Origin of the sequence: Enterococcus alcedinis (genome assembly GCF_014635985.1) — a bacterium.
Lineage (GTDB): Bacteria > Bacillota > Bacilli > Lactobacillales > Enterococcaceae > Enterococcus_I > Enterococcus_I alcedinis.
The window spans coordinates 138,561-161,932 of the sequence record NZ_BMDT01000003.1; the positions used below are offsets into that span (position 1 = coordinate 138,561).

21 protein-coding genes and 1 pseudogene are annotated in these 23,372 nt (G+C 39.1%); 14 read left to right on the plus strand and 8 right to left on the minus strand.

All coding sequences use genetic code 11. The features are described 5' to 3' along the window. Position 1 precedes the first annotated feature (1 nt). A complete protein-coding gene (locus tag IEV09_RS05245; protein ID WP_188367218.1) occupies positions 2–1,468 on the plus strand; it encodes an alpha-L-fucosidase in 1,467 nt (488 codons plus the stop codon). A 9-nt stretch (positions 1,469–1,477) separates the two neighbouring features. Continuing rightward, positions 1,478–2,284 carry an alpha/beta hydrolase gene (locus tag IEV09_RS05250; RefSeq protein ID WP_188367219.1) on the plus strand — a complete coding sequence of 269 codons (807 nt, stop codon included), beginning with the start codon at positions 1,478–1,480 and terminating at the stop codon, positions 2,282–2,284. Positions 2,285–2,535: 251 nt separating this feature from the next. Here the strand turns inward: IEV09_RS05250 and IEV09_RS05255 are convergent, their stop codons facing one another. From IEV09_RS05255 to IEV09_RS05275, 5 genes are all read right to left on the minus strand, one after another. Continuing rightward, positions 2,536–3,591, minus strand: a complete 1,056-nt coding sequence (locus IEV09_RS05255) for a PTS sugar transporter subunit IIC (protein ID WP_188367220.1) — start codon at positions 3,589–3,591, stop codon at positions 2,536–2,538. Positions 3,592–3,845: 254 nt separating this feature from the next. Then, entirely contained in the window at positions 3,846–4,160 is a 315-nt protein-coding gene (gene trxA, locus IEV09_RS05260) for a thioredoxin (RefSeq protein WP_188367221.1), read from the minus strand. A 28-nt stretch (positions 4,161–4,188) separates the two neighbouring features. Next, complete coding sequence (locus IEV09_RS05265; protein WP_188367222.1) at positions 4,189–4,485, minus strand: rhodanese-like domain-containing protein; 297 nt, start codon at positions 4,483–4,485, stop codon at positions 4,189–4,191. Then, the gene (locus IEV09_RS05270; RefSeq protein ID WP_188367223.1) at positions 4,478–6,130 is read right to left on the minus strand and encodes an FAD-dependent oxidoreductase; all 1,653 of its coding nucleotides are present in this window, start codon (positions 6,128–6,130) and stop codon (positions 4,478–4,480) included. The genes IEV09_RS05265 and IEV09_RS05270 overlap by 8 nt, the downstream gene beginning before the upstream one ends. Further along, the gene (locus IEV09_RS05275) at positions 6,131–6,445 is read right to left on the minus strand and encodes a rhodanese-like domain-containing protein (RefSeq protein WP_188367224.1); all 315 of its coding nucleotides are present in this window, start codon (positions 6,443–6,445) and stop codon (positions 6,131–6,133) included. A gap of 264 nt (positions 6,446–6,709) precedes the next feature. On the opposite strand from IEV09_RS05275, the gene IEV09_RS05280 reads away from it, so the two are divergent. The 3 genes from IEV09_RS05280 to IEV09_RS05290 all read left to right on the plus strand — a co-directional run bounded on the left by IEV09_RS05280 (position 6,710) and on the right by IEV09_RS05290 (position 8,063). Beyond that, positions 6,710–6,970 carry a metal-sensitive transcriptional regulator gene (locus IEV09_RS05280; RefSeq protein ID WP_188367225.1) on the plus strand — a complete coding sequence of 87 codons (261 nt, stop codon included), beginning with the start codon at positions 6,710–6,712 and terminating at the stop codon, positions 6,968–6,970. A 19-nt stretch (positions 6,971–6,989) separates the two neighbouring features. After that, complete coding sequence (locus tag IEV09_RS05285) at positions 6,990–7,304, plus strand: DsrE family protein (protein ID WP_188367226.1); 315 nt, start codon at positions 6,990–6,992, stop codon at positions 7,302–7,304. 78 nt (positions 7,305–7,382) lie between these two features. Further along, positions 7,383–8,063, plus strand: a complete 681-nt coding sequence (locus IEV09_RS05290) for an RluA family pseudouridine synthase (RefSeq protein ID WP_188367227.1) — start codon at positions 7,383–7,385, stop codon at positions 8,061–8,063. A gap of 318 nt (positions 8,064–8,381) precedes the next feature. On the opposite strand, the gene IEV09_RS05295 is transcribed toward IEV09_RS05290, so the two are convergent. Further along, positions 8,382–9,209: an alpha/beta hydrolase gene (locus IEV09_RS05295; protein WP_188367228.1), complete on the minus strand. Its 828-nt coding sequence runs from the start codon at positions 9,207–9,209 to the stop codon at positions 8,382–8,384. A 241-nt stretch (positions 9,210–9,450) separates the two neighbouring features. Between IEV09_RS05295 and allE the strand changes: the two genes are divergently transcribed. From allE to allC, 7 genes and pseudogenes are all read left to right on the plus strand, one after another. Beyond that, positions 9,451–10,236, plus strand: a complete 786-nt coding sequence (gene allE, locus IEV09_RS05300; RefSeq protein ID WP_188367229.1) for a (S)-ureidoglycine aminohydrolase — start codon at positions 9,451–9,453, stop codon at positions 10,234–10,236. A gap of 14 nt (positions 10,237–10,250) precedes the next feature. Further along, a complete protein-coding gene (gene allD, locus IEV09_RS05305) occupies positions 10,251–11,318 on the plus strand; it encodes an ureidoglycolate dehydrogenase (RefSeq protein WP_188367230.1) in 1,068 nt (355 codons plus the stop codon). A gap of 25 nt (positions 11,319–11,343) precedes the next feature. Beyond that, the gene (gene fdrA / locus IEV09_RS05310) at positions 11,344–13,107 is read left to right on the plus strand and encodes an acyl-CoA synthetase FdrA (RefSeq protein WP_188367231.1); all 1,764 of its coding nucleotides are present in this window, start codon (positions 11,344–11,346) and stop codon (positions 13,105–13,107) included. A gap of 1 nt (position 13,108) precedes the next feature. Further along, complete coding sequence (locus IEV09_RS05315) at positions 13,109–14,377, plus strand: YlbE family protein (protein WP_188367232.1); 1,269 nt, start codon at positions 13,109–13,111, stop codon at positions 14,375–14,377. Positions 14,378–14,768: 391 nt separating this feature from the next. Beyond that, positions 14,769–15,194, plus strand: a pseudogene (locus IEV09_RS12745) (oxamate carbamoyltransferase subunit AllH family protein); the annotation flags it as partial. A 42-nt stretch (positions 15,195–15,236) separates the two neighbouring features. Beyond that, positions 15,237–16,175, plus strand: a complete 939-nt coding sequence (gene arcC, locus IEV09_RS12750) for a carbamate kinase (RefSeq protein ID WP_229731669.1) — start codon at positions 15,237–15,239, stop codon at positions 16,173–16,175. A 79-nt stretch (positions 16,176–16,254) separates the two neighbouring features. Beyond that, positions 16,255–17,478 (plus strand): allantoate deiminase, encoded by a 1,224-nt coding sequence (gene allC, locus IEV09_RS05325; protein WP_188367234.1) that lies wholly within the window; start codon positions 16,255–16,257, stop codon positions 17,476–17,478. Between the two features lie 345 nt (positions 17,479–17,823). On the opposite strand, the gene IEV09_RS05330 is transcribed toward allC, so the two are convergent. Both IEV09_RS05330 and IEV09_RS05335 read right to left on the minus strand, forming a co-directional pair. Next, entirely contained in the window at positions 17,824–18,699 is an 876-nt protein-coding gene (locus IEV09_RS05330; protein WP_188367235.1) for an aminoglycoside phosphotransferase family protein, read from the minus strand. A 399-nt stretch (positions 18,700–19,098) separates the two neighbouring features. Next, a complete protein-coding gene (locus tag IEV09_RS05335) occupies positions 19,099–20,724 on the minus strand; it encodes a PucR family transcriptional regulator (protein ID WP_188367236.1) in 1,626 nt (541 codons plus the stop codon). A 175-nt stretch (positions 20,725–20,899) separates the two neighbouring features. Here IEV09_RS05335 and IEV09_RS05340 point away from each other — a divergent pair, with 175 nt between their 5' ends. Next, positions 20,900–22,108: a pyridoxal-phosphate-dependent aminotransferase family protein gene (locus IEV09_RS05340; RefSeq protein ID WP_188367237.1), complete on the plus strand. Its 1,209-nt coding sequence runs from the start codon at positions 20,900–20,902 to the stop codon at positions 22,106–22,108. Positions 22,109–22,221: 113 nt separating this feature from the next. Next, positions 22,222–22,587 (plus strand): cupin domain-containing protein, encoded by a 366-nt coding sequence (locus tag IEV09_RS05345; RefSeq protein ID WP_188367238.1) that lies wholly within the window; start codon positions 22,222–22,224, stop codon positions 22,585–22,587. Positions 22,588–23,372 lie beyond the last annotated feature (785 nt).

Sequence of the window (23,372 nt, forward strand, 5' to 3'; positions counted from 1 at the left end):
CATGATAAATTTGAAAGAAATTAAACAAATTGCTAATCAAGGTCCGTATTATCCGAACTGGCAATCACTCGGACAATTTGAATTGCCAGAATGGTTTAAAAAAGCGAAGTTTGGTATTTTTATCCATTGGGGATTATATAGTATTCCGGCCTTTAATAATGAATGGTATTCTCGAAATATGTATATTAAGGGCCATCCCGAATACGAACATCATCGCAAGACTTACGGAGAGCAAAAAGATTTTGGTTATAAGGATTTTATTCCGTCATTTACAGCAGATAAATTTGATGCGAAGGACTGGGCAAAATTAATCAAACTTAGTGGGGCTAAATATGTTTTTCCAGTAGCAGAACATCATGATGGGTTTCAAATGTATAAAAGTGATCTTTCTGAATGGAACAGCTATGAAAAAGGCCCTAAAATAGATGTTTTAGGAGAACTAAAATCGGCGTGTGAGAATGAAAATATTCGGTTTTGTACGTCCTCTCATCGAGCAGAGCATTGGTTTTTTATGGGACATGGACGAGAATTTGAAAGTGATATTGGAGAAAATTTAGAAAAAGGGGATTTTTATTGGCCTGCGATGCCGGAACCTGATAATCAAAATCTGTTTAGTGAGCCGTATCCATCCCAAGAATTTTTAGATGATTGGTTATTAAGAATTTGCGAGATTGTCGATCGTTACCAACCCAAACTTTTATACTTTGACTGGTGGATTCAACATGAGGCATTTCGGGAACATTTAAAAATATTTGCGGCCTATTACTATAATCGTGGTACGCAATGGGGCGAGAAAGTCGGTATTTGCTACAAACATGATGCGATGATGTTTGGGAGTGGAATTGTTGAGATTGAACGAGGAAAATTTGGTGAGGCACAACCATTTTATTGGCAGACAGATACAGCTATCGCCCGAAACTCTTGGTGTTATACAACGACTTTAGATTATAAAAAACCAAAGGAAATTATTCAAGACTTAATCGAAGCTGTGAGTAAAAATGGAAATATGTTATTAAACATTGGACCAAAAGGTGATGGCTCATTTTCAGCAACTGATCAGCAGATTATTAGTGACATCGGTGGCTGGTTGGCAATTAATGGAGAAGGAATTTATGAATCTAAACCGTGGAGAAAATCTGGTGAGGGACCAACAAAAATCGTGTCTGGTCAATTTCAAGAGGCAACGGTTAAACAGTATACGCAAGAAGATATTCGTTTTACAGTTCAAGGTGATTCGCTCTATGCCTATATCATGAATCCTATGAATCACCAGACATTTATGATTTCGTCTTTGAAAGTGAGTGCCGATCAAAACTTACCAGAATTCCATGGAATTATTAAAGATGTGACTGTTTTAGGGATAGATGATGTGTTTGTAGATTGGGAAATTAGTAATGAAGGATTAATCGTTCGTTCTCAGAAACCAACTGGAGAGTATCCACTTACGATTAAAATCAAGATGAGATGAGGACGCTAGATGATTTATGAAACAAGAAATATTCATATTAACAATCAAACTGCAAGTTTAACAAGTTACATCATTAGTAATACACTGGAAGTCGATGAGCAGAGGAAGCGGCCAGCTGTTGTCATTTGTCCAGGTGGTGGCTATGAGTTTACGTCTGATCGTGAGGCAGAACCGATTGCTTTAAAAATGATGAACATGGGATTCCATGCCTTTGTTTTAAACTATAGTGTGAAACCAAATGTCTATCCACAAGCATTGCTAGAATTAGCTACAGCGGTACAAATTGTGCGGGAAAACCATCAAGAGTGGGGAATTGATCAAGATAAAATTATTATAGCTGGATTTTCTGCGGGCGGTCATTTAGCCGCCAGTTTAGGTGTTTTTTGGCAAAGTTCTTATTTACTTGAAAAAATGAAGGGTGACAAAGAAAGCTGGCAACCAAATGGCTTATTACTTGCTTATCCTGTTATTTCAAGCGGAGAGTTTGGACATGAAGGCTCATTCAAAGCCCTTTTGGCAGAAAATTATGAACAGATGAAAGTTGAAATGTCACTCGAGAATCAAGTGAATGCAATGACGCCGCCGACATTTCTATGGCATACTTTAGAAGATGGGGTAGTTCCGATGGAGAATAGTTTGTTATTTGCCAGTCAGTTAAGAAAACAAAAGATTCCTTTTGAATTGCATTTGTTTCCAAATGGCGGGCACGGTTTGAGCCTAGCAACTGTCGCAACATCCAGAGAGGCTTACGGAGTCAATGAGCAAGTTGCTGTTTGGCCAGAGCTTTTTGAACGTTGGGTTAAAAATAATATTTAAAGACTCTCCTAGAAAGTTGGAATTATGGAACGGATTGATTTTAGATCAAGTTCTTTCTTTTACTTATGATTTTTTTTCAGATGAAAACCTTGGAGTTATGTCCGTTTTAAGGGTTCGAGTAGAATTATCGTAGGCGAGCAGACAACAAAAAAACCTCAGGATTATAGTTTCTCTAAAAATTTCGATCTAAAGGAATCGAACGATCAGAGGCACAAATTTTTCTTGAGGTTATTTTTATTTAAATCTTCACATTAAAAATTCAATTTCATATCGCCGGCTTTGATCCAACCGAATTTTCGGAAGAGTTCTGAAATAAACCAAGTCAGTACAGCGGGTAAAACAAAACAAAAGACGATAATTTTAATCCAAATTTCGCTCGCAGGGTAACCAGCCTCTGTCATGGCAGACAACACGCCAAGTGGTGCAACGAAACCAGATGTTCCAGTACCAGCCGCAGCGGGGATACTTTCCATTGGGAATAAAGTTGTGACTAAAGGACCTAAAATCATGGCGGTAATGGTCGGTGGAACCATAATGATTGGTTTTTTCATAATATTTCCGACTTGAACCATTGGGGAACCGAGCGATTGACTGACAAATCCGCCCCAACCATTTTCACGTAAACTTTGAATTCCGAAACCAATACTATGCGCACAACCGCCAACAACGGCTGCGCCAGAAGCAGGTCCGGCAATCGCAATCATAATCGCAATCGCGGTACTACTAATCGGTAGCGTCAAGGAAATCCCCATAATTGCCGCAACGATCATCCCCATCGGAATCGGTTGTAATTCTGTCGCACGGTTAATTAAGACGCCGAGGCTAATCATAAATTGGTTAATACTTGGACCAACTAACGAACCGATAATTGAACCCGTAATCGCCGTCACAGCCGGTGTAACGACAATATCGATTGGCGTTTCTCGCGAGACCAATTTCCCGAATTCGGAACCAACAATGGCTGCTAGGAAGGCGCCGACTGGTCCACCGAGTTCATAGCCAACCATCCCATTAATCACCGAAGCGAAAATTACTAACGGGGGTGCTTTTAGCCCAACCGCGACGGCGACCGCAATTCCTGGTCCTGCGACGGCTTTGGCTTGTGGTGCCAGTACATCAACGAAATAAGTTAGATTTAAACTGCCTCCAACGGTTTCGAAAATAACTCCTGTGATTAGTGTGGCAAACAATCCGAGTGCCATGTAAGATAAAGCATCGATAAAATATCGTTCAAAACTAATTTCCACTTCTTTTTTCGCGAGAAATGCGCGAATACGTCCCCTCTTTTTTACATCCACTTTATCCATCCTCTAATCTCTCCTCATCCACTTTATAAGGAAGTTCGAATTCAAGCGCTTTCAAATGAATATGCTTGAATTCGTCTTTCCTTTTTGTATTCGATGCTTTTTATAATTGCTTATTATCTATATTAACAGAAATGATAAGATTTGCTACTGTTATTGTTGGGAATAGTTAGTTGTGCTATGTGAATAATGAACGAAAAAAAGAGCCCGCTCTAAACCCTATAGAATCATGGGGGGGAGAGTGGGCGAATCATTCTTTAGTCAACGAATGAATTTAATACGGCTTGTAATTTTTGTTTTGGTTGGACGCCCATTAGACGTTCAACCATTTGTCCGTCTTTGAAGACGAGCAACGTTGGAATACTTTGAATACCAAAGCGTGCCGCTAGCGGTCCTTGTTCATCGACGTTGATTTTACTGATTTGTACTTGGTCTGAGGTCATTTCACTCGTTAATTCATCTAAAATTGGGTTTTGCATACGGCAAGGGCCACACCATGGCGCCCAAAAATCAACTAAGTGGACACCTGTTGCGATTGTTTGATCAAATGTTTCGGTGGTTAAATTGTTCATATTGAATCTCTCCTCATTATTAATCGGTTTATTCCATTTCACCTGGCCAAGCGGACGTACCGCCTAAAACGTTTGTCACGTCATAGCCTTGTTCGCTTAAGAATTCGGCTGCACGAGCCGAGCGTCCGCCTGCTTGGCAAATCAGATAATATTCTTGTTCTGGATCAAGTTCCGAAAAATTATCGGCTAATGTACTGAGCGGATAATTTTTCGCATTTGGCACGTGTCCTGCTTCAAATTCGTCGATTTCTCGAACATCAATAATCGGCAGTTGTTTGCGTTTGGCTTCTTGGTAAAATTCGGGCATTCCTGTTGATTTATACATAGTCTAATTCCTCCGGTAAAACGGTGTGATAAAGTGAAAACGCACCGTCTAGATTTTCGACTTTAAAGTCTGCTTGTTTCAAAATACGTTCAGCCACATAACTTCTTAAACCGCTGTGGCAAGTGATGATGTATTCAGTGTCCTTATCGAGTTCATGCAAACGCGTGCGCAAGTCATTCAATGGAATATTGACGCTATTTTTAAATTGACCTTGCTGACGCTCGCTATCGTTACGCACATCTAAAATGACTTTACCACTTTGTGTGGCATCAGTCACCTCATGCCATTGAATCATATCTGTCAAACCTTCCATCACGTTTAGCGCGACGTAACCTAGCATGTTCACAGGATCTTTGGCAGAACCAAAGGGTGGGGCATAGGTAAATTCGAGCTCAGGTAAATCTTCAACGGTTAAGTTGCCTTTGATGGCTGTTGCTAAAATATCAATGCGTTTGTCGACGCCTTTTTGTCCAACGCCTTGAGCACCATAAATTTCGCCGGTTTCTGGGTTAAAGATTAATTTCATATGAATATCGGTAGCACCTGGATAATAACCGGCATGGTCCTTACCAGAAGTATGAACGACTGCGAACGGTTTGTCTAATAAACGAACGGCGCGCTCGGATAATCCGGTAGAAGCAGCCGTCATGTTAAATGTTCGAACGATTGCCGTACCAATGCTGCCTTTATTCGTGCGTTTCATACCGGAAAGGATATCCGCTACTTGGCGTCCTTGACGGTTAGCAGGTGAAGCTAATGAAATCAAAGCATCTTCACCGCTAACTTGATTTTTAACGACAATCGCATCACCAACCGCATAAATATCTTTCACACTTGTTTCGTAACGTTCATCAACTAAAATACCGCCACGCAAACCAAGTTCAATGCCAGCCGCTTTGGCTAAGCTGTTTTCTGGTGTGACACCAACAGAAAGAATCGTTAAATCAGAAGCGAGTTCGCTCCCGTCTTCTAATAGAATTCTTTTTCCATTCTCTTTGAAGGCAACAGCAGATTGAGACGTTCGTACCGTCACACCGTTTGCTGTAAGCTCTTTTGTAATAAAAGCAGCCATTTCTTCATCTAATGGTGGTAAAACGTGTGGTGCTTTTTCAACGATGGTGACATTTAATCCTCGCGCGTGCAACGTTTCAGCCATTTCCAGACCGATAAATCCAGCGCCAATCACAACGGCATTTTTGGGTGCTTGTTTTTCAACAACGGCCATAATTTTTTCTAAATCTGGTACATTACGCAAGCTAAATGCATTTGTTGCTTCCGTTAAGCCATCGATTGGTGGGACAAATGGTTTGGCACCAGGGGATAAAATTAAATGATCGTAACTTTCGGTCGAGTACTGACCATCGTGCGCCACGGTAACGGTTTTATTTACAGCATCAATGCCTACGACTTCATGATTTGGCCGCACATCAAGATTAAAGCGAGCCTGTAACGATTCAGGTGTTTGAACTAAAAGTTGGCTTTTGTCCGTTATTTCACCAGAAACATAATATGGCAATCCGCAGTTTGCAAAGGAAACATAAGGTCCTTTTTCAAAAATAATAATTTGAGCTTCTTCATTCAGGCGACGTAAACGTGTGGCAGCAGACATGCCTCCAGCAACGCCACCGACGATAATGACTTTCATTTATTTTCCTCCTCTAATTTTACCCGTCCATTGGCTCATACCGCCGCGAACGTTGGTGACTTGGTATCCCATCTTCATTAATTGTTTCGCTGCATTTTTACTTCGCATGCCTGATTGGCAAATGACGTAAACTTTTTCGTCTGGCGACCCATTATAAGTATGAATCTTATTTAAGGGTACATTTTTTGCTTTTGTAATATGCCCTCCACGGTATTCGTTAGGCGTTCTGACATCAAGTAGTGTCATAGGGCTTTTTAATCGTGCTTCTAATTCTGATGTAGTAATGGAAGGAACCGCTTTAAACAATCCAAACATGGCTTTTCTCCTTTGATTTAAAATACCTTACGGGGTATATTAAACAATCTTTCCCTATGTTTGTCAAGTGTAGAAGTTGAATGATGGATAATTTAAATTAATTGACGATGATACCCTAGTAAGGTATATTATTTTTGAGAGCAGATGAAACGAGAGTGTAAATGCCAATTGATTCAGAAAAATTAGTCACAATAAGGAAGCGTGACACTTGAGTCTCAGGAGTTAACTACAGCAAAGTGAACATAGAAAGTATAGGTGAGGCCAATGGAAGCAGGAAATAAAAAAATCATGAATCGTCTTCGCCGCGCAGAAGGGCAACTACGAGGTATTCAAAAGATGATGGAAGAAGAACAAGATTGTCTTGATGTGATTACGCAACTCAGTGCGGTTCGTTCAGGAATTGATCGAGTGATGGGGATCATTATGGCTGAAAACCTGAAAAATTGCTTCGTCGATCCGGAGAAAGACCCCGAAGAACAAGCCAAAAAAGTCGAACAAGCAATTAATATGATTATTAAAAAATAACGCAAAAGGACGGATGAAGATGCAAGTTGTTTTCCATATTGATGATGTCGAACGTTGGGGACGCGTACGTGCCAATGTTCAGAATTTATTAAAAGAAACGCCAACCATCCAAATTGTGATTACCGCAAATAGCGATGCGGTGAAAGGTTATTTACTTGAAGATAACCAGGCGTTCATTGCTGACACACCGATTGCTTTTCATGCTTGTCGCAATGCCTTGCGTGGCCAAGCAATAGCAGAAGAACAACTACCGCAACAAGTAACTGTCGTACCAGCGGGGGTATTGGATTTAGTTGAATTGCAAACAAAGGGTTATAGCTACATTAAAGTTTAGTAAAAATAGGCGTAAGACGCCCTTTCTGCCGTTAATATGCTATGATGGGAACATTATACTTTAAGGGAGAAGGATTGTATGAAGGTGCCAATATTGTATGAGGACAATCATCTATTATTGGTAGAAAAACCACGAAATATTCCTGTTCAAGAAGATAGTAGTCGCGATTTGGATTTATTAACCGGTTTAAAACAAATGATCAAAATTCGTGATGAAAAACCAGGGAATGTTTATTTAGGACTCGTGCATCGTCTTGATCGACCCGTCGGAGGAACAATGGTGTTTGCTAAAACTTCGAAAGCTGCTTCACGATTGTCAGATATGATGCGCCGTCACGTGATCGAGCGTCAATATTTAGCCGTCGTTCACGGCGTACCGAAACAAAAAAAGAACCAACTCGTAGATTACTTACACAAAAATAGTCAAAAAAATCAAGTCGCTGTCGTTTCCAGTCAACACCCGAAAGGTAAAAAAGCGATTTTGAATTATCAAGTCTTAGCAAGTCGTGAAGGCTTTAGTTTACTCGCTGTTCAACTTGAAACGGGACGTCCGCATCAAATTAGGGTCCAATTATCAGCTATGGGTCATGCGATTTATGGTGATCAAAAATATGGTCAAAAAACCAGTAAAGTCGGGCAACAAATCGCTTTATGGGCGAAGTCATTGACACTTGACCACCCGATTAAAAAAGAGCCGATTTATGTCCAAGCGAAAGCGCCAGCAGAATACCCATGGAATATCTGGAAACAGACGAAATAAATAATCGAAAAAACAGACAAGCGGACTGAAGAAAATTTGAATCTTCCAAGCTGTCATGCAGGCTTAACAACCGAGGCGGTATCAGAGGCTATTTTGGAACGTGTATACGCGAAAGATAAAAATGTCTTATCTCTGAGTGTCTGTTCAAAAAATGCCGTTTCGAGACGGTCTCGCAGTTCTTTAAGTAATGCGATTTTTCGTAGGGTAGTGTAATCTTCGTCTATCTATACTATAGCTTATTCTGATAATCATAATTGTACAAAAAAATCGTATGACCAAAATCTCAAAGGAGAAGGTTGGTTCATACGATTTTTTATTTTACCCGATAAAATCAATCACTTGTTGATAAACAGCCAAAGTCTCATCGCTGACTTGACGGTCAAAATCATGTTCAGTACCAATAATTGTTACCAATTGATTTTGTGGGATGAACTTTGCGGCATTCACCGATAAATCATAAGGGATATCGGAATCATCCGTACTATGAATTAAAATTGCAGGTGGCAACTGTTGCAAATCTTCCTCAGTTAATGAATACACTGGAATATCTCGTAGCGACGGCAGTAGACGAGGCAACCAGTTACCGAATTGTCGTCCAGATAAATAAATCGGGTAACGCTTGCCCATTTCGCCGGCAACAATCGGTTGCGATTCGATTAAAGCCTCTAAATCCATCGGCGCGACACGTGGAAATTTTAAGTAGGCAGGGCTTGGTTGGCGGAAGTTCGGTACTTCTAAGGTATAATAACTGTAGAACAGAATCATATTTTTAGGTTTGAAGCCTTCTTTGGCTAACAAATAGGCTAAATAACCACCCGCTGATCGTCCCATTAGATGGTAGTCACTTGAGAAGCCCCATTCAGGCAATTGCGAAATCACAGATTCAAGTGTTTCTTTCAAGGTCTTTAGGCTAAGAGGTAATTTTACTTCGGGTGCAAGTAAATAATCCAGTGCAATGACTGGATGGCCAGCATCCGTTAATAAAGTTAAGTAAGCCTCTGGTAAATCGTCGCGTTGGCCAAAAACAAGTCCTCCGCCATGTAAATAAATGATGGGTTCTTTTGAAATATTATTTGATGTGTAAATCGTTGCTTCGATTATTGGTGTTGTTTCGGTTGAAATTTGTGAAATTTTCTTGGTAAACATGGGCAACCTCCTGATTTAACGTTATTCTATCCATTTTAAACCTTCTTTTTTATTAGTTTACGTCACAAAGTTACAAAACGAAAGAGTTATTTGTAACTAATGAACAATGACGAAAAGGCGTGAACCGCTTACAATGATATAGAAGGTTATGGGCTGTTTTGTGGCGCCTTTTTATTGAAAAAAGACTTCACAAACAAAACCAAAAATAACTAATGATGAATAGAAAGTAGGAGACGTGACTATGGGTTACAGAAATAACCGCACAGGTTACCAAGAAGAGATTTTAACATCGAGAGCAGTTGTTAAGAAGGATAGCTATGCAATACTTCCACATGATGGCTTGGTGAAAAACTCAATTCCTGGATTTGTCAATGTTGATATTTCAATTTTAGGATCACCTCGTTTAGGGGCAAACTTTGTTGACTACATTGCAACATTTTTAGAAGGCGGCGCACATGAAACAGGATTTGGTGGAGATGGCGTAGAAACAATGATCTACGTAATCGAAGGTAAATTAACAGTCACTGATGGCGAAGAAGAGCACACGTTAGAAACTGGCGGCTATGCATATTACCCAGCTGGTGTAAAAATGTTTATGAAGAACGCACAATCAGAAAATACAGAAGTCTTCCTATATAAGAAACGTTACGAGCCATTAGAAGGGCACGAACCTTACAAAGTAATCGGTAACGTAAAAGATTTAACACCGGTTGAATACGAAGGCATGTCTGACGTATTATACTACGAATTTTTACCAGCAGATTTAGCGTTTGATATGAACTTACATATCTTAACATTTGAACCAGGAGCAAGCCACGCATATGTTGAAACACACTTCCAAGAACATGGCGCATACTTATTAAGTGGTAAAGGCATGTACAATTTAGATAACGAATGGTTCGCAGTAGAAAAAGGCGACTACATCTTCATGAGTTCATACGTACACCAAGCAGCTTACGCGGTTGGTCGCAAAGAGCCATTAGCTTACGTTTACTCGAAAGACTGTAATCGAGACCCTCAGATTTAAGGAGCGAATAAAAAATGCATGAAACAGATATTACAGTCGTTCAACCCGAACGATTGCACGACTTAATCAAAAACAAATTAATGAAAGCTGGTTTACCAGAAGTTCATGCGGAAGAGACGGCTCGTCACTTAGTTTTCGCTGATGCAAGTGGGATTCACTCTCACGGTGCCGTTCGTGTCGATTATTACGCAGAACGCATCGCAAAAGGCGGAACGACATTAGATCCGAAAATTACGTTTGAAAAAACAGGTCCTTCAACGGGAATCGTCCACGGCGATAACGGTATGGGACAATACGTTTGTGATCAAGCATTAAACTATGCGCTAGAAATGGTTGAAGAATCAGGACTTGCATTTGTTGGTGTGTCACGCACAGGACACAGTGGTGCTTTATCTTACTACGTTAAAAAAGCCGCTGAAAAAGGTTACGTTGCCTTATCAATGTGTCAATCAGATCCAATGGTTGTCCCATTTGGTGGTAGCGAAAACTATTTCGGAACAAACCCAATCGCTTTTGCAGTTCCAAGCGAAGATGACACACCAGTTGTCTTTGATATGGCAACAACCGTTCAAGCTTGGGGTAAAATTTTGGACGCTCGTTCAAAACAAAAAGAAATCCCGTCAACATGGGCAGTGGATAAAGAGGGTAACCCAACAACTGATCCGAATGCGGTTCAAGGGTTATTACCAATCGCAGGTCCTAAAGGTTACGGCTTAATGATGATGGTTGACGTTTTAGCCGGCTCATTACTAGGTTTACCGTTTGGTAAGAGCGTATCTTCAATGTACGACGACTTAACAGCGAAACGTAACTTAGGTCAAATGTATTTACTAATTGATCCAGCAAGATTCACGGATCCAAAAGAATTTACAAAAAACATCAGCAAAATGGTGAAAGAGTTACACGAGATTAAACCAGCTCAAGGCTTTGATCAAGTTTACTATCCAGGCGAACTTGGAAAAATCATCCATGATAAATACATGGCTGAAGGTATTCCAGTTGCAACACCAATTTTAGAGTACTTAGAAAGTGACACAGTTCACTTTGACCAATATGGCGGCAAAGGTGCCTTTGCTAAATAAACCAAGAAAGAGAGTGACGAATTGCATGTTACATACAATTATTGAAAAAAATAACTACCAAGATTCAATCGTATTAATGTTACTAACGAACCATTTAGAAGAAATGGCAGGCGTTAACAGTATCTCTGTTATGATGGGAACTCCAGCGAACAAAGATATCTTTAAAACAGGTGGTTTATATACAGACGAATTAGAAACAGCAACACCAAACGACATGGTAATCGTAGCAGACTTAGATAGCGCGGATATCATCGATCAAATCGTTGAAGCATCAAAAAATTACCTAGAAGAACAAGGTAAGAAAAACAAGGGTGGCGCATCAGAAGAACGCGTTAAAACTTGGGCGAAAGCTTTAGAAATTGGTGAAGACGCATCTGTTGCAATCTTCTCAATTCCTGGAACACACGCTGCTTTAGAAATCGAAAAAGCATTAGATAACGATAAACACGTATTTTGTTTCAGTGATAACGTGTCATTAGAAGACGAAGTTCGTCTAAAACAAATGGCTCACGAAAAAGGCTTATTATTAATGGGTCCTGACTGTGGTACTGGAATCATCAACGGTGTTCCTTTAGCATTCACAAACGCAGTACGTAAAGGAAACATCGGTGTGATCGGTGCTTCTGGAACAGGTATCCAAGAAGTAACAACAATCATCCACAAATTAGGTGGCGGTGTTACAAACGCAATTGGTACTGGTGGACGTGACTTGAAAGAAGAAGTTAACGGTATCACATTTAAAGACAGTATCGCTTTATTAGAGCAAGATCCAGACGTAGACGTAATCGTTGCTTTATCTAAACCACCAGCAGCACGCGTTCGTGAAGATATCTTAGCTTTATTACGTGGTTCTAAGAAACAAGTTGTTACAATCTTCTTAGGTGAAAAACCTGCAGAACATGAAGAAGGTTTATACCATGCACATACTTTAGAAGAAACAGCAGAAATCGCTGTTCAATTAGCTAAAGGTGAAGCAGTAACAGCTGTTGCAGACGATATTGTTGTACCAGCAATCACTCTAAAACCAACACAAACACACATCAAAGGTTTCTACTCAGGCGGAACGTTAGCATATGAAGCGGGTATGTTAATTCAAGAAGCTTTAGGAACAGACTCTTTAGATGGAGCTGAAGGATTCATTTTACGTGAACAAGGACATGAAGTAATGGACCTTGGAGATGATATGTATACTCAAGGTAAACCTCACCCAATGATCGACCCTTCAAAACGTAAAGAAATGTTAGAAAAAGCTGGACAAGATGCTGAAACAGCAGCTGTTTTATTAGATATCGTATTAGGTTACGGTTCACATGATGATATGGCATCAGCATTAGCACCAACAATCAAAACAGTTCTTGCAGACGCAAAAGCAGACGGTCGCGAATTAGCGATTATTGCAACAATCGTTGGAACGGATGAAGATCCTCAAAACATGGATGAGCAACGCGCAATCTTAGAAGAAGCGGGCGTAATCATCTGCCAAAGTAATGCACAAGCAGTGAAAACAGCTTTAGCATTAATCGGCAAACCATTAACTGAAGAAGCAAAAGCAGTTGTTGCAAAATCGGGTTCAGTTGCTGAAATTCCAGCAGTTGCAAAATCATTAGCAGCATTATTATCAACAGATAAATTCTTGAACATTGGTTTAAGTAGCTTCGTTAATGCAATCATTAACCACGGCGGAAAAGCAATCCAATTCGACTGGCAACCAGTTGCTGGCGGAAACGTTCAGTTACAAAAAGCGTTGAATTTCTTAAATAAAGTATCATTGAAAGGCGAGGTAAAATAATATGATTTATCAAACAATCGATGAAGCAAATACAGCAGTTGTTGCAAAAATCGTTGCCGGTTCTCCGTACTTATTAGACGTAGTTCCAGCACATACAGTAATTAGTGAATTAGGCGAAGGCAAGAAAGTTCTTTTACATGCTGGACCTCCAATCACTTTTGATAACATGGTAGACCCAATCCAAGGCGCTTGTATTGGAGCAGTTATGTTTGAAGAGTGGACGGAAACTCGTGAAGAAGCACGTGAATTATTAGAGTCAGGTGCCGTAACATTAATTCCTTGTCACCACGTTGACGCTGTAGGACCAATGGGCGGAATTACTTCTGCGCACATGCCTTTATTAGTAGTAGAAAACAAAACAGACGGTAACCGTGCATATTGTACGATGAACGAAGGTATCGGAGCGGTATTACGTTTCGGTGCAAACGGTGACGATGTTATTAACCGTCTACGTTGGATGCGTGATGTTTTAGCACCAACATTAAGTAAAGCAATCGCAGTTCGTGGTGAAATGAACATCAACGTACTTGTTGCAAAATGTATTGCAATGGGTGACGAGTTCCACCAACGTAACATCGCTGGTTCTTTAGCTTTCCTAAAAGAAGTAGCACCAAGTATTGTTAAATTAACAGACGTTGATCAAACAGCGAAAGAAGAAGTAATGCAATTCTTAGCAGATACTGACCAATTCTTCTTAAACATCATGATGGCTGCTTCAAAAGCTGTAATGGATGGCGCTCGTATGATTCAAGAAGGTACTGTTGTTACAGCAATGTGCCGTAACGGTTATGAGTTTGGTATCCGTATCGCTGGAATGGGTGACCAATGGTTTACTGGTCCAGTTAACACACCAAAAGGACTATACTTCTCAGGTTTCTCTGAAGCAGATGCTGCACCAGATATGGGTGACAGTGCGATTACAGAAACTTACGGTGTAGGTGGAATGGCAATGATCGCAGCTCCTGCGGTTACTCGTTTCGTTGGTTCAGGTGGTTTCCAAGATGCTTTACAAACAAGTGAAGACATGACAGAAATTACATTAGACCACAACCCGAACTTCCCAGTTCCAACATGGGATTTCCAAGGAATCACAATCGGAATCGATGCGCGTAAAGTTGTTGAAACAGGTATTTTACCAGTAATCAACACAGGTATCGCAAACAAAAAAGCGGGTCTTGGACAAATTGGTGCAGGTACAGTTACACCTCCAATTGAAGCATTTGAAAAAGCAGTTCTTGCATACGCTGAAAAATTAGGATTCAAAGGGTAATAACAATATGAGACTCTCACAAGCGAAAGTCGATATTCATCTTTTAGACACTGAAAAAAAATCAACTCAGTGGTTTACTCATAGTGCATTTCAAACAACATTTAATTTAACCAATGGGGCAAAAGACCGGTTAATTCTTGTCGCTCCTGATTCACTCCCGGAATTACCGGGAGGAATCTATTTGCCAATGGGTATTTTTAATCAAGTGTTTGAAGCTTTATCAACGTTGAAGTTCGTAAAGTTCACGAGTAACCAGATTCTTTTTACTTTTGAAAAAAAGACCATCGAACTAGCCATTGGATCAACTTTTGATTCAACGTTAGATCAAATGAATCCTTCGACTTTACCTGGTGGGCGTCTTTTTTTGAAAGAAATACAGCAGTTGCAGACGATGACAGGATTTGAAATCTTACTAAAAGATTTCACATCCTTTCATTCGCTTGCCTTGTTTGACCCTGTTAAGGGCTTGTTTACTGCTGATAAAGCAGCGCAAGAAGCGAGTGTGACGTATTTAGTTGGGCGTGGCAAAGGACTGACACCTTCGGGCGATGACTTTTTAATTGGCTGGTTATTGATTCAACAACTTTGCGGTAACGCGAGTTTAAGTAATCAGTTGATTTTAGAAAAGGCAGAAAGTCCTTATTACACAACTGATGTGAGTCGTCATTACTTAAGACAATCAAGTGAGGGACGCTATAGTCAGGCTTTGTTACAACTAGCTGACTATTTAGTTCAACCTAAAGAAGAAATCGATGTAAAACAAATAATAGAAGCAATATTAGCTCACGGGCAAACGTCTGGAGCAGACACGTTAGCGGGAATAACTGCAACGTTAGTCGAAATGAGGAGGAAGAAAGAAATGGCACAACGCGTCGTTATGGCTCTTGGAGGAAACGCAATTTTACGTCCTGGACAAGAAGCAACAGTAGAAGTACAAATGGAGAACATCAAAATCAGTGCAGAGCAAGTTGCTCGCATCGAAGCATTAAACTATGAGGTTGTTTTAACTCACGGAAATGGTCCACAAGTTGGAAACATTTTACAACAAAACGAAATCGCAAAAGATATCGTTCCACCATTCCCATTAGATGTATGTAATGCAGAATCTCAAGGATTCATCGGTTACATGTTAGAGCAAAGCATCAAAAACCGTCTAAGCACAGGCGAGTCAACAGCAAACGTTGTAACATTATTAACACAAATCGAAGTTGACGAAAAAGATCCAGCATTCCAAACACCAACAAAACCAATCGGTGTATTCTACACTGAAGAAGAAGCAAAAGCGTTAACAGCTGATAAAGGTTGGGTAATGATGGAAGATGCAGGCCGCGGTTACCGTCGTGCAGTAGCATCACCACTACCAGTGAAAATTCACGGAATCGATGCGATTACAACATTAGCAGCAAACAACATGATCGTTATCGCTGGTGGCGGCGGAGGAATCCCTGTTACTCGTGACGAAAATGGCCAATTAACTGGTTTAGAAGCAGTAATCGATAAAGACCGTACAGGTAAAAAATTAGCAGAACAAGTTGACGCTGATGTCTTCATGATGTTAACAGACGTACCAAACGTTTACATTAACTGGGGCAAACCAAACCAACAAAAATTAGAAGAACTTTCAGTTGAAGAAGCACAACGCTTCATGGACGAAGGTCACTTTGCAGATGGAAGTATGGGTCCTAAAATGGGCGCTGCAATTGATTTCGCACGTGGCGGCCGTACAGCAATCGTTTGTGCATTAGATGAAGCAGACTTAGCGTTACAAGGTAAAGCAGGCACGCGCATCGTTGGTTAATCACCAATAAAAAGAACATTGTGTTGAGAATCCAGTCGGGAGGGAATCCTCTCGACAGACACCAAAGGAGAACAGACTTATGGGAATCGAAGAAACTTATCAAAGACGTGACAAAGAATTATCTGCAATTGGGAGCGATCCAACAGGTGGATTAACACGTTTACTTTATACGGATGTCTGGAAACAAGGACAAGAATACGTTAAAGCTGAAATGGAAGCGTTTGGTATGCAAACGCGTTACGATGAAATTGGGAATCTTTTTGGTCGTATTGAAGGATCAGAATTACCAGAAGAAACAGTAATGTCAGGTTCACACATTGACACGGTTGTTAATGGCGGACACTTAGATGGACAATTTGGTATTTTAGCAGCTGTGACAGCAATGGAATATTTAGTTGCAACTCACGGCCAACCAAAACGTTCAATGGAAGTTCTTTCATTAGCAGAAGAAGAGGGAAGTCGTTTCCCAACTGTATTCTGGGGCAGTAAAAACTTAATGGGCGAAGCGAACAACGAAGCAGTTGCTGACATTGCCGATGCAAAAGGTCTAAAATTTGTCGATGAAATGCGTCGCCAAGGCTTTGACTTTAAAGCAGAACAAAAAATGCGTGAAGATATTAAAGCTTTCGTTGAAATTCATATCGAACAAGGTAACGTGTTAGAAAACCAAGAGCTACAAATTGGTGTTGTTAACAACATTGCCGGTCAACGTCGTTACACAGTGATTTTAGAAGGTCAAGCAAACCATGCCGGAACAACGCCAATGGGCTACCGTCGTGATACTGTTTATGCTTTCTCAAAAATCTGTGTTGAAGGAATCGAAAAAGCAAAAGCTATCGGTGATCCACTAGTATTAACATTTGGAAAAGTGATTCCAAAACCAAATACAGTAAACGTGGTTCCTGGTGAAGTTGAATTCTCAATCGACTGCCGTCACACAGACGCAGAAGCTTTAAAAGCATTTACTGCTGAATTAGAAGCATTAATGCACCGTATTGCTGAAGAAGATGGGCTAGAAATTGATATCGACCTATGGATGGACGAAGCGCCAGTTCCAATGGACGAAGGTATCGTTAGCGCAATCGAGAAAAAAGCAAAAGAAGGTAACTACAAATACCGTCTAATGCACAGTGGCGCAGGTCATGACTCACAAGTCATCGCACCTCACTACCCAAGTGCAATGATCTTCGTACCAAGTATCGGCGGAATTAGCCACAACCCAGCCGAAGAAACAAACATGGAAGATCTAATTGAAGGAATCAAAATCTTAGCAGACACATTATATGAATTAGCATATGTGTAAGCGACAAAAATAGAAACGATAGCCAGACTTATTCTGTATAAGTACTGGCTATCGTTTTTTATACTAAGGAAAGTATACATTTTGAATTTCAGGAAAGCCAGATTTATCAGGCGAATTCTATATGATAATCTGAATAGGCTATAGTCTTCTTTAAGAAAAATCACCTGAATTAAGAAGTTGCGAAACCTTATCGAAACGGTCCGTTAAAGTCTAGGTAACCTGCTAGGGAGCGCATAGGTAAAAAAGTTTAAGGAGTATTTTTTAGTACTTGAAAAAAGAGTAAATCTTTTTGATACCTCTATGAAATAAGGGGCTCGTGGCACTAAATAGGTAGAATCAAATAAATTAACACTTCCTTGTATACCAAGTTGGACTTGTATTTGTCATATTGTCGTACCATGTTAATACTTCTTTTGCTTGTTCAAGCATAGTCTGTATTTCATTTTCTCCAAATGGTATTGCCCATGGAATAGAAGAAAGTAAATTACTACTAATATAAAGTGCTAGTAAACGCCAAAATTGATCCGGAATGTCATCGTTGAAGTAACCATCTAGCATACCTGAAGCAAAACTTGGTGAAATTTGGGCACACCAAACAATCCGATTAAATTCTTCCCATGGATCACCAAAATCGTAGCGTTCAAAATCAATAATGACGATTTTATCATCTTCAATCATCATATTTCCGATATGATAATCACCATGTTGAAGACATTGTGGTCTATTCGCCAGTAAATAACGATTAGCTTTGATGTAATTAATTAAATGCTCGGAGCCTTCAAATTGGATTTCGCATTGGTTATAGCTCTGAATCTTACTATTCATTTTTTGATTAAAGCGAGACTCCCAATTCACTTGGTTTTTTGGTGCAGGAATCGAATGAATGATTTGAAGTAGTCTACCAGATTCTATTCCATAACTGTATTGATCTGAACTAGAAAGATGAGGGATGATATCTTTAGCATCACTACCAAAAACCCAAGTTTGAACAAGGTAAACACCGTCATCACATTTTCCGAAATCGATTGTTTGAGGATTGGGTACAGTTAAAGCAGTAACTGTTCGCTGTATATCGGTCATCTTTTTTATGAATTCATATTTTTCTTTAGGGCTAATTCTCAATAGATATTTTTCCCCTTGAGCATTTGTCATACAATATTTTTTATCTCCTGACCAACCTTTGTCAATCAATGTCATTGAAACATTTTTGAATTTCACCATTTTTCATGTCTCCTTCATAAAAATATAAACGTTCTTTATTTTTGTTGCACAAGACGATGTTTCGTAGGGAAATAGCCCTTCTTTGCAAGAGAAAAAAGCCGGTAGAGCAAAAAAACTGGAGCTACCATTTTGATTGGGATATTTGCTTTGTTAATTGAAAACAGCCGTCTTCCTTATGGCTAAGTTGAATGGGTTTTTAATCCATAATTCTTTAACAAGAAGCATCGATTCAGTAGAGGAATGAAATAAAATACTAAAAAAGAAGAACCAAAGTCCTTCTTAATTAAATGAATATTATACAATCATACCGTTTAACACAGAGAGAAAAACCGGTACGTATTCTGATGAGGACTCTTAATTTAGTTTAAGTCAATCAAGAGCCAATTAATTTGGTTTTTATCAATCTGAGCTATCGGATAATTCTAAGGCGACACGTAATGTCAGACTGCTTTCTGGTGTTTGGACCGAAAGACCTAATAGTTCTTCACATTGTTTAATCCGATATTTAATCGTATTACGATGCAAGAACAGTACATTGGCTGTTTTCGTGATTTCGCAATTATAAGCTAAGAAATATTTTAAGGTTTTTCGTAACTCAATCATGGATGGGTCGGTCGGATAGGCTAAATTTTGTAAGGTTTTTTCACAGAAATAGCGCACATCTTTCGGATTGATTTTATCGAATAAACCACTTAAACCAGTTTGTTGGTAGTGCTGAATAACTGGTGGGTATAATAATGCTTTAGTTGATTCCAGTGCAGCCAACGCTTCTAAATAAGAGTCACCAATCCCATTGACAGTATCGTAAACACCACCAAAAGCGAAACGTAAAGTAATCGGTAACGTCTGTTGAAGTTTATTAGACAACTCTTCTAGAATCGTGTCAATATTTTCATTGGGTGTTTGAAATAAGAGTAAAATGTTATTCGTATTACGCAACTTGAAAATGGCGACGTCCTTTTGTTTAAGTGGCAATTGCTCCGTCAGCCAGTTTGCAACAACTTGGCCTTCTTCTTTTTGATAGCGCATATGGTGCTGTGTCTCTTCACTTGAGACGCAGTAAGCAATGGCCATTTGGTAAGATTGGCTACTCACAAGTTGATAATTTTTACCTAAGTCTAACCAATTCCGCGGAACTTGACTGGTTTTAGCATCTAAAAGTTGGGAATAAAAATCAGTCTGTAAATGTTCAAATGATTTTTGAACTTCTTGGTTTTTGTACAACATCAGTGTTAAAACAAGAATCGCTTGATCGATGGCGAATTCTGAAATAGGGTAAGGGATATTTTCAGGTGTCAAAATCATTAAGTAAAAAGGGAAATAGTGGTTGACTTTAATTGGGTAACTGGTCATTTGAATGGTTTTTTGATTGATATCTTCAATTAAAAAGGACGTTTGTTCTCGTTCTGTTTTTTGAAAATCTTCAAACGTTAGTTGGTTGACGTAGTACGAAGCCGGTTTTCCGCCTTCTGAAAAATGACGGGAATGCGCAATGACATTTCGCCAAGGACTCAATAAAATAATTGGAACGTTGATGATTTTCCCGAATTCAGCGATAAATCTGGCGTTACTAACGTCATGCATTAGTAAGTCTGAAAAACGATTCTGAATATCAAAGGCGTAAGTCATCTGTTGTGTTTTATCATCCCATAAATAACTAAGGATTTGATGGAGTAACTCACCTAAAGGTTGCGTATTTGGGATTTTGATAATGGGCAAATCGACCTTTGAGGCATATTCTAAAATTTCAGGATCGATATCCTCAATAAATCGACCTGTTTTAACACCGAGAGCAGCAGCTTCATGGTCTTTTAACTCATCAATCATTTTTTTTAGGTCCATTTGATGCCCGCGATAATTCATGGCAGTCGTTAAAATAATTGTATGTTTTGGAATGAAATTTGCGACGTCAGGTGTTTCAGTGATCTCAGCGCTTTCCACGGGTTGGTTCAAGTTCTTATGAGTGGAAAGAACGACTAAATCTGAAAAACGTGGTAAACTTAAGAGGTCTTGTAATGTTTTCAAAAAATGTCCTCCTTTTTTATGCTATCACCTTATTTTACAGCATAATCATAAGGAAACAAAGGTTTTTGTTCGAAAGTGATAAACTTCACTAACTTTTAGTATGAAACGGATAATGCTAAGGAAGCGATTTCTAGTTAGAATAGAGTTAACAAAATAAATGAAATGAGGGATTTACATGTATCAACAACCGATTTTTGAAGGAAGAACAATTATGACACCCGGACCAGTCGAAGCTCATCCCGCCGTATTACGTCAAATGGTACAACCAATTTTAGGGCAGTTTGATCCGGAGTTTTTAAAAATTATGGATGAAGTCAAAGAAATGATTAAAGTACCTTTTGGAACAACGAATAAACAAGCCTTTGCCATTGATGGCACGTCACGTTCAGGTTTAGAAGCAGGTCTAATCGCTTTGATTGAACCAGGTGATAAGGTATTAGTTCCAGCATACGGTCGTTTCGCTTATTTATTAGGAGAGATTTGTGAACGTGCACAGGCTGACGTCGTGTACTTAGAAAAAGAATGGGATTCACCATTTATCCAAGCAGATGTGATTGCAGCAATTAAAGAGCACCAACCAAAACTTGTTGCAATGGTTCATGGTGAAACAGCCAATGCACAAATGCAACCACTTGATCAAATTGGAGCGTTCTGTCGTGAGAATGACGTCTTCTTCTTCGTAGATATGGTCGCAACTTACGGTGGTATCGAGTTAAAAGTTGATGAGTGGAAAGTTGACGTGGCTGTTGCCGGTACACAAAAATGTGTGAGTGCACCATCAGGTATGTCATTAATTACTTATAACGATCGTGTTGAACAATTTATTGAAGCGCGTTACCAAAAAGAATTAGGTTTAGGATCAGATGAACGTAGTGATCGTTTTGTGTCAAGTAACTATCTTGATTTAACGCAACTACAAAGATACTGGGGTCCAGAGCGTATCAATCACCATACAGAAGCAACATCAATGGTTTATGCATTACATGAAGCGTTACGTCTAATGCTTTTAGAAGGTATTGAAAATGTCCATGCACGCCATGCGAAAAATGACCGTATTTTAACGGAAAGTATGGAAAAAATGGGTCTAGAGATTTACGGAGCGCGTGAAACAAAAATGGGTACCGTTATTCCAATTCTAATTCCAGCAGGGATTGATGGCGAAGAAGTTCGTAGTTTGTTACTGGATCAATTTAAAATTGAAATTGCTTCATCATTTGGTTCATTAAAAGGTAAAATCTGGCGTGTCGGAAACATGGGTTATAGTAGTCGCCAAACAAACGTCCTACATTTCTTAAGTGCTTTTGAAACGGTTCTTAAAAAAGTGGGTTACGAATTCGATTACGGTGCAGGTAGTACGTATGCTTTAGAAGAATACTTAAAATAAAATGTCAAACGCATCTGATAAAGTGCGCTAGCAATAGGTCTTTGTCAGATGTTCTTTATTACTATTGCTTGTTACTTTTTTCACTAACGTTTAAAAAAGAAGGAGAATAAAGAATGTCTAGTACAAAAATGAATGAACGCTTATTTAATATTAATCAAGTTGCGCAGTTTGATCCAGAGAAGGGCAAAAAAACCATTTTTTACGAAACAGACAAAACAGCAGGAGCGGTTTGGTGTTTAGAACCAGGTCAAGAAATTCCTAAGCATGCCCATTCAGGTGCAGATGATTTATGGATTTGTATTCAAGGAACAGGAACCTTTTATCCTGGAAATCATGAAGAAGTAGAAATTACAGTTGGCGATTTAATTTTTTCACGCCCAGGGGAACAACATGGGATGAAAAACACAGGTGATGAACGTTTCATTTGCGTCGGAGTAGCCGGCCCAATACCAATGGATTATATCGAAAGGTTCGAGTAAAAGCGCTAAACGACAAGAGATAAGGAAGAACCGCAGAAAAATCGCTTTATGATTTTTCTGCGGTTTTGACTTATCTTCGCGGTTGTTTAATATTTTTGGGAAAAAATCGTACAAATACTAAGAAAATAACTCAATTGGGGGTTATTTTTTTGTTTTTCTAGCAAATATTAAAAAAATTAGGCATTAAAATCTGATTTTTCTATTAGTTCAAAATGAATGAATAATCATTTATTTTAGTCTGTTTAAACAACTGTATTTTGACTGTCGTTTAAAATAATGAACTTTTAATTTTATGAATAAGCATCAATCGCAGTTGTTTTTTAGAAAAGGAGAAGATTCCTAGTATTTTCATTATGAATTCCTAGGGATTTTTTAGCTATTTTTAATAAAAAAAGGGCAATATATTGGCCGAAAGTAAAAAAAATGCTTTTTTTTAATCAAAAAGGCCAAAGTGAACAAAGAGATTGGTAGAACCATGTCCCTGTGTTTAAGAAAAACAAGAGGAAGGTTAAGTGTTGAAATAATCAAGGTAATTATTTTTTTATAGATCTAAATTGAAAAGAATTCAGAAGGAATCATGAATAAGAGGAGAGAAGGATAATGGGATACATCGAGGGTTAAAAGCTGTTTAAACGCTGGTTTATAGCCTTTTGTTATTGTTTTTAATTAAAAGGATGTATTCGGTTTTTCGAGAAATACGACGAAAGTATTTTAAAACATTTCTATTTGTTCGAAATATTTTTTGTTTAGGTAAGAAGGTTATCACTAGATTTTATCCGTGTTAA

Excerpts from the sequence above, each read along its gene's own strand:
- IEV09_RS05245 (WP_188367218.1), top strand. The coding sequence starts at position 2 with ATGATAAATTTGAAAGAAATTAAACAAATTGCTAATCAAGGTCCGTAT.
- IEV09_RS05250 (WP_188367219.1), top strand. The coding sequence starts at position 1,478 with ATGATTTATGAAACAAGAAATATTCATATTAACAATCAAACTGCAAGT.
- IEV09_RS05255 (WP_188367220.1), bottom strand. The coding sequence starts at position 3,591 with ATGGATAAAGTGGATGTAAAAAAGAGGGGACGTATTCGCGCATTTCTC.
- trxA (WP_188367221.1), bottom strand. The coding sequence starts at position 4,160 with ATGAACAATTTAACCACCGAAACATTTGATCAAACAATCGCAACAGGT.
- IEV09_RS05265 (WP_188367222.1), bottom strand. The coding sequence starts at position 4,485 with ATGTATAAATCAACAGGAATGCCCGAATTTTACCAAGAAGCCAAACGC.
- IEV09_RS05270 (WP_188367223.1), bottom strand. The coding sequence starts at position 6,130 with ATGAAAGTCATTATCGTCGGTGGCGTTGCTGGAGGCATGTCTGCTGCC.
- IEV09_RS05275 (WP_188367224.1), bottom strand. The coding sequence starts at position 6,445 with ATGTTTGGATTGTTTAAAGCGGTTCCTTCCATTACTACATCAGAATTA.
- IEV09_RS05280 (WP_188367225.1), top strand. The coding sequence starts at position 6,710 with ATGGAAGCAGGAAATAAAAAAATCATGAATCGTCTTCGCCGCGCAGAA.
- IEV09_RS05285 (WP_188367226.1), top strand. The coding sequence starts at position 6,990 with ATGCAAGTTGTTTTCCATATTGATGATGTCGAACGTTGGGGACGCGTA.
- IEV09_RS05290 (WP_188367227.1), top strand. The coding sequence starts at position 7,383 with ATGAAGGTGCCAATATTGTATGAGGACAATCATCTATTATTGGTAGAA.
- IEV09_RS05295 (WP_188367228.1), bottom strand. The coding sequence starts at position 9,209 with ATGTTTACCAAGAAAATTTCACAAATTTCAACCGAAACAACACCAATA.
- allE (WP_188367229.1), top strand. The coding sequence starts at position 9,451 with ATGGGTTACAGAAATAACCGCACAGGTTACCAAGAAGAGATTTTAACA.
- allD (WP_188367230.1), top strand. The coding sequence starts at position 10,251 with ATGCATGAAACAGATATTACAGTCGTTCAACCCGAACGATTGCACGAC.
- fdrA (WP_188367231.1), top strand. The coding sequence starts at position 11,344 with ATGTTACATACAATTATTGAAAAAAATAACTACCAAGATTCAATCGTA.
- IEV09_RS05315 (WP_188367232.1), top strand. The coding sequence starts at position 13,109 with ATGATTTATCAAACAATCGATGAAGCAAATACAGCAGTTGTTGCAAAA.
- arcC (WP_229731669.1), top strand. The coding sequence starts at position 15,237 with ATGGCACAACGCGTCGTTATGGCTCTTGGAGGAAACGCAATTTTACGT.
- allC (WP_188367234.1), top strand. The coding sequence starts at position 16,255 with ATGGGAATCGAAGAAACTTATCAAAGACGTGACAAAGAATTATCTGCA.
- IEV09_RS05330 (WP_188367235.1), bottom strand. The coding sequence starts at position 18,699 with ATGGTGAAATTCAAAAATGTTTCAATGACATTGATTGACAAAGGTTGG.
- IEV09_RS05340 (WP_188367237.1), top strand. The coding sequence starts at position 20,900 with ATGTATCAACAACCGATTTTTGAAGGAAGAACAATTATGACACCCGGA.
- IEV09_RS05345 (WP_188367238.1), top strand. The coding sequence starts at position 22,222 with ATGTCTAGTACAAAAATGAATGAACGCTTATTTAATATTAATCAAGTT.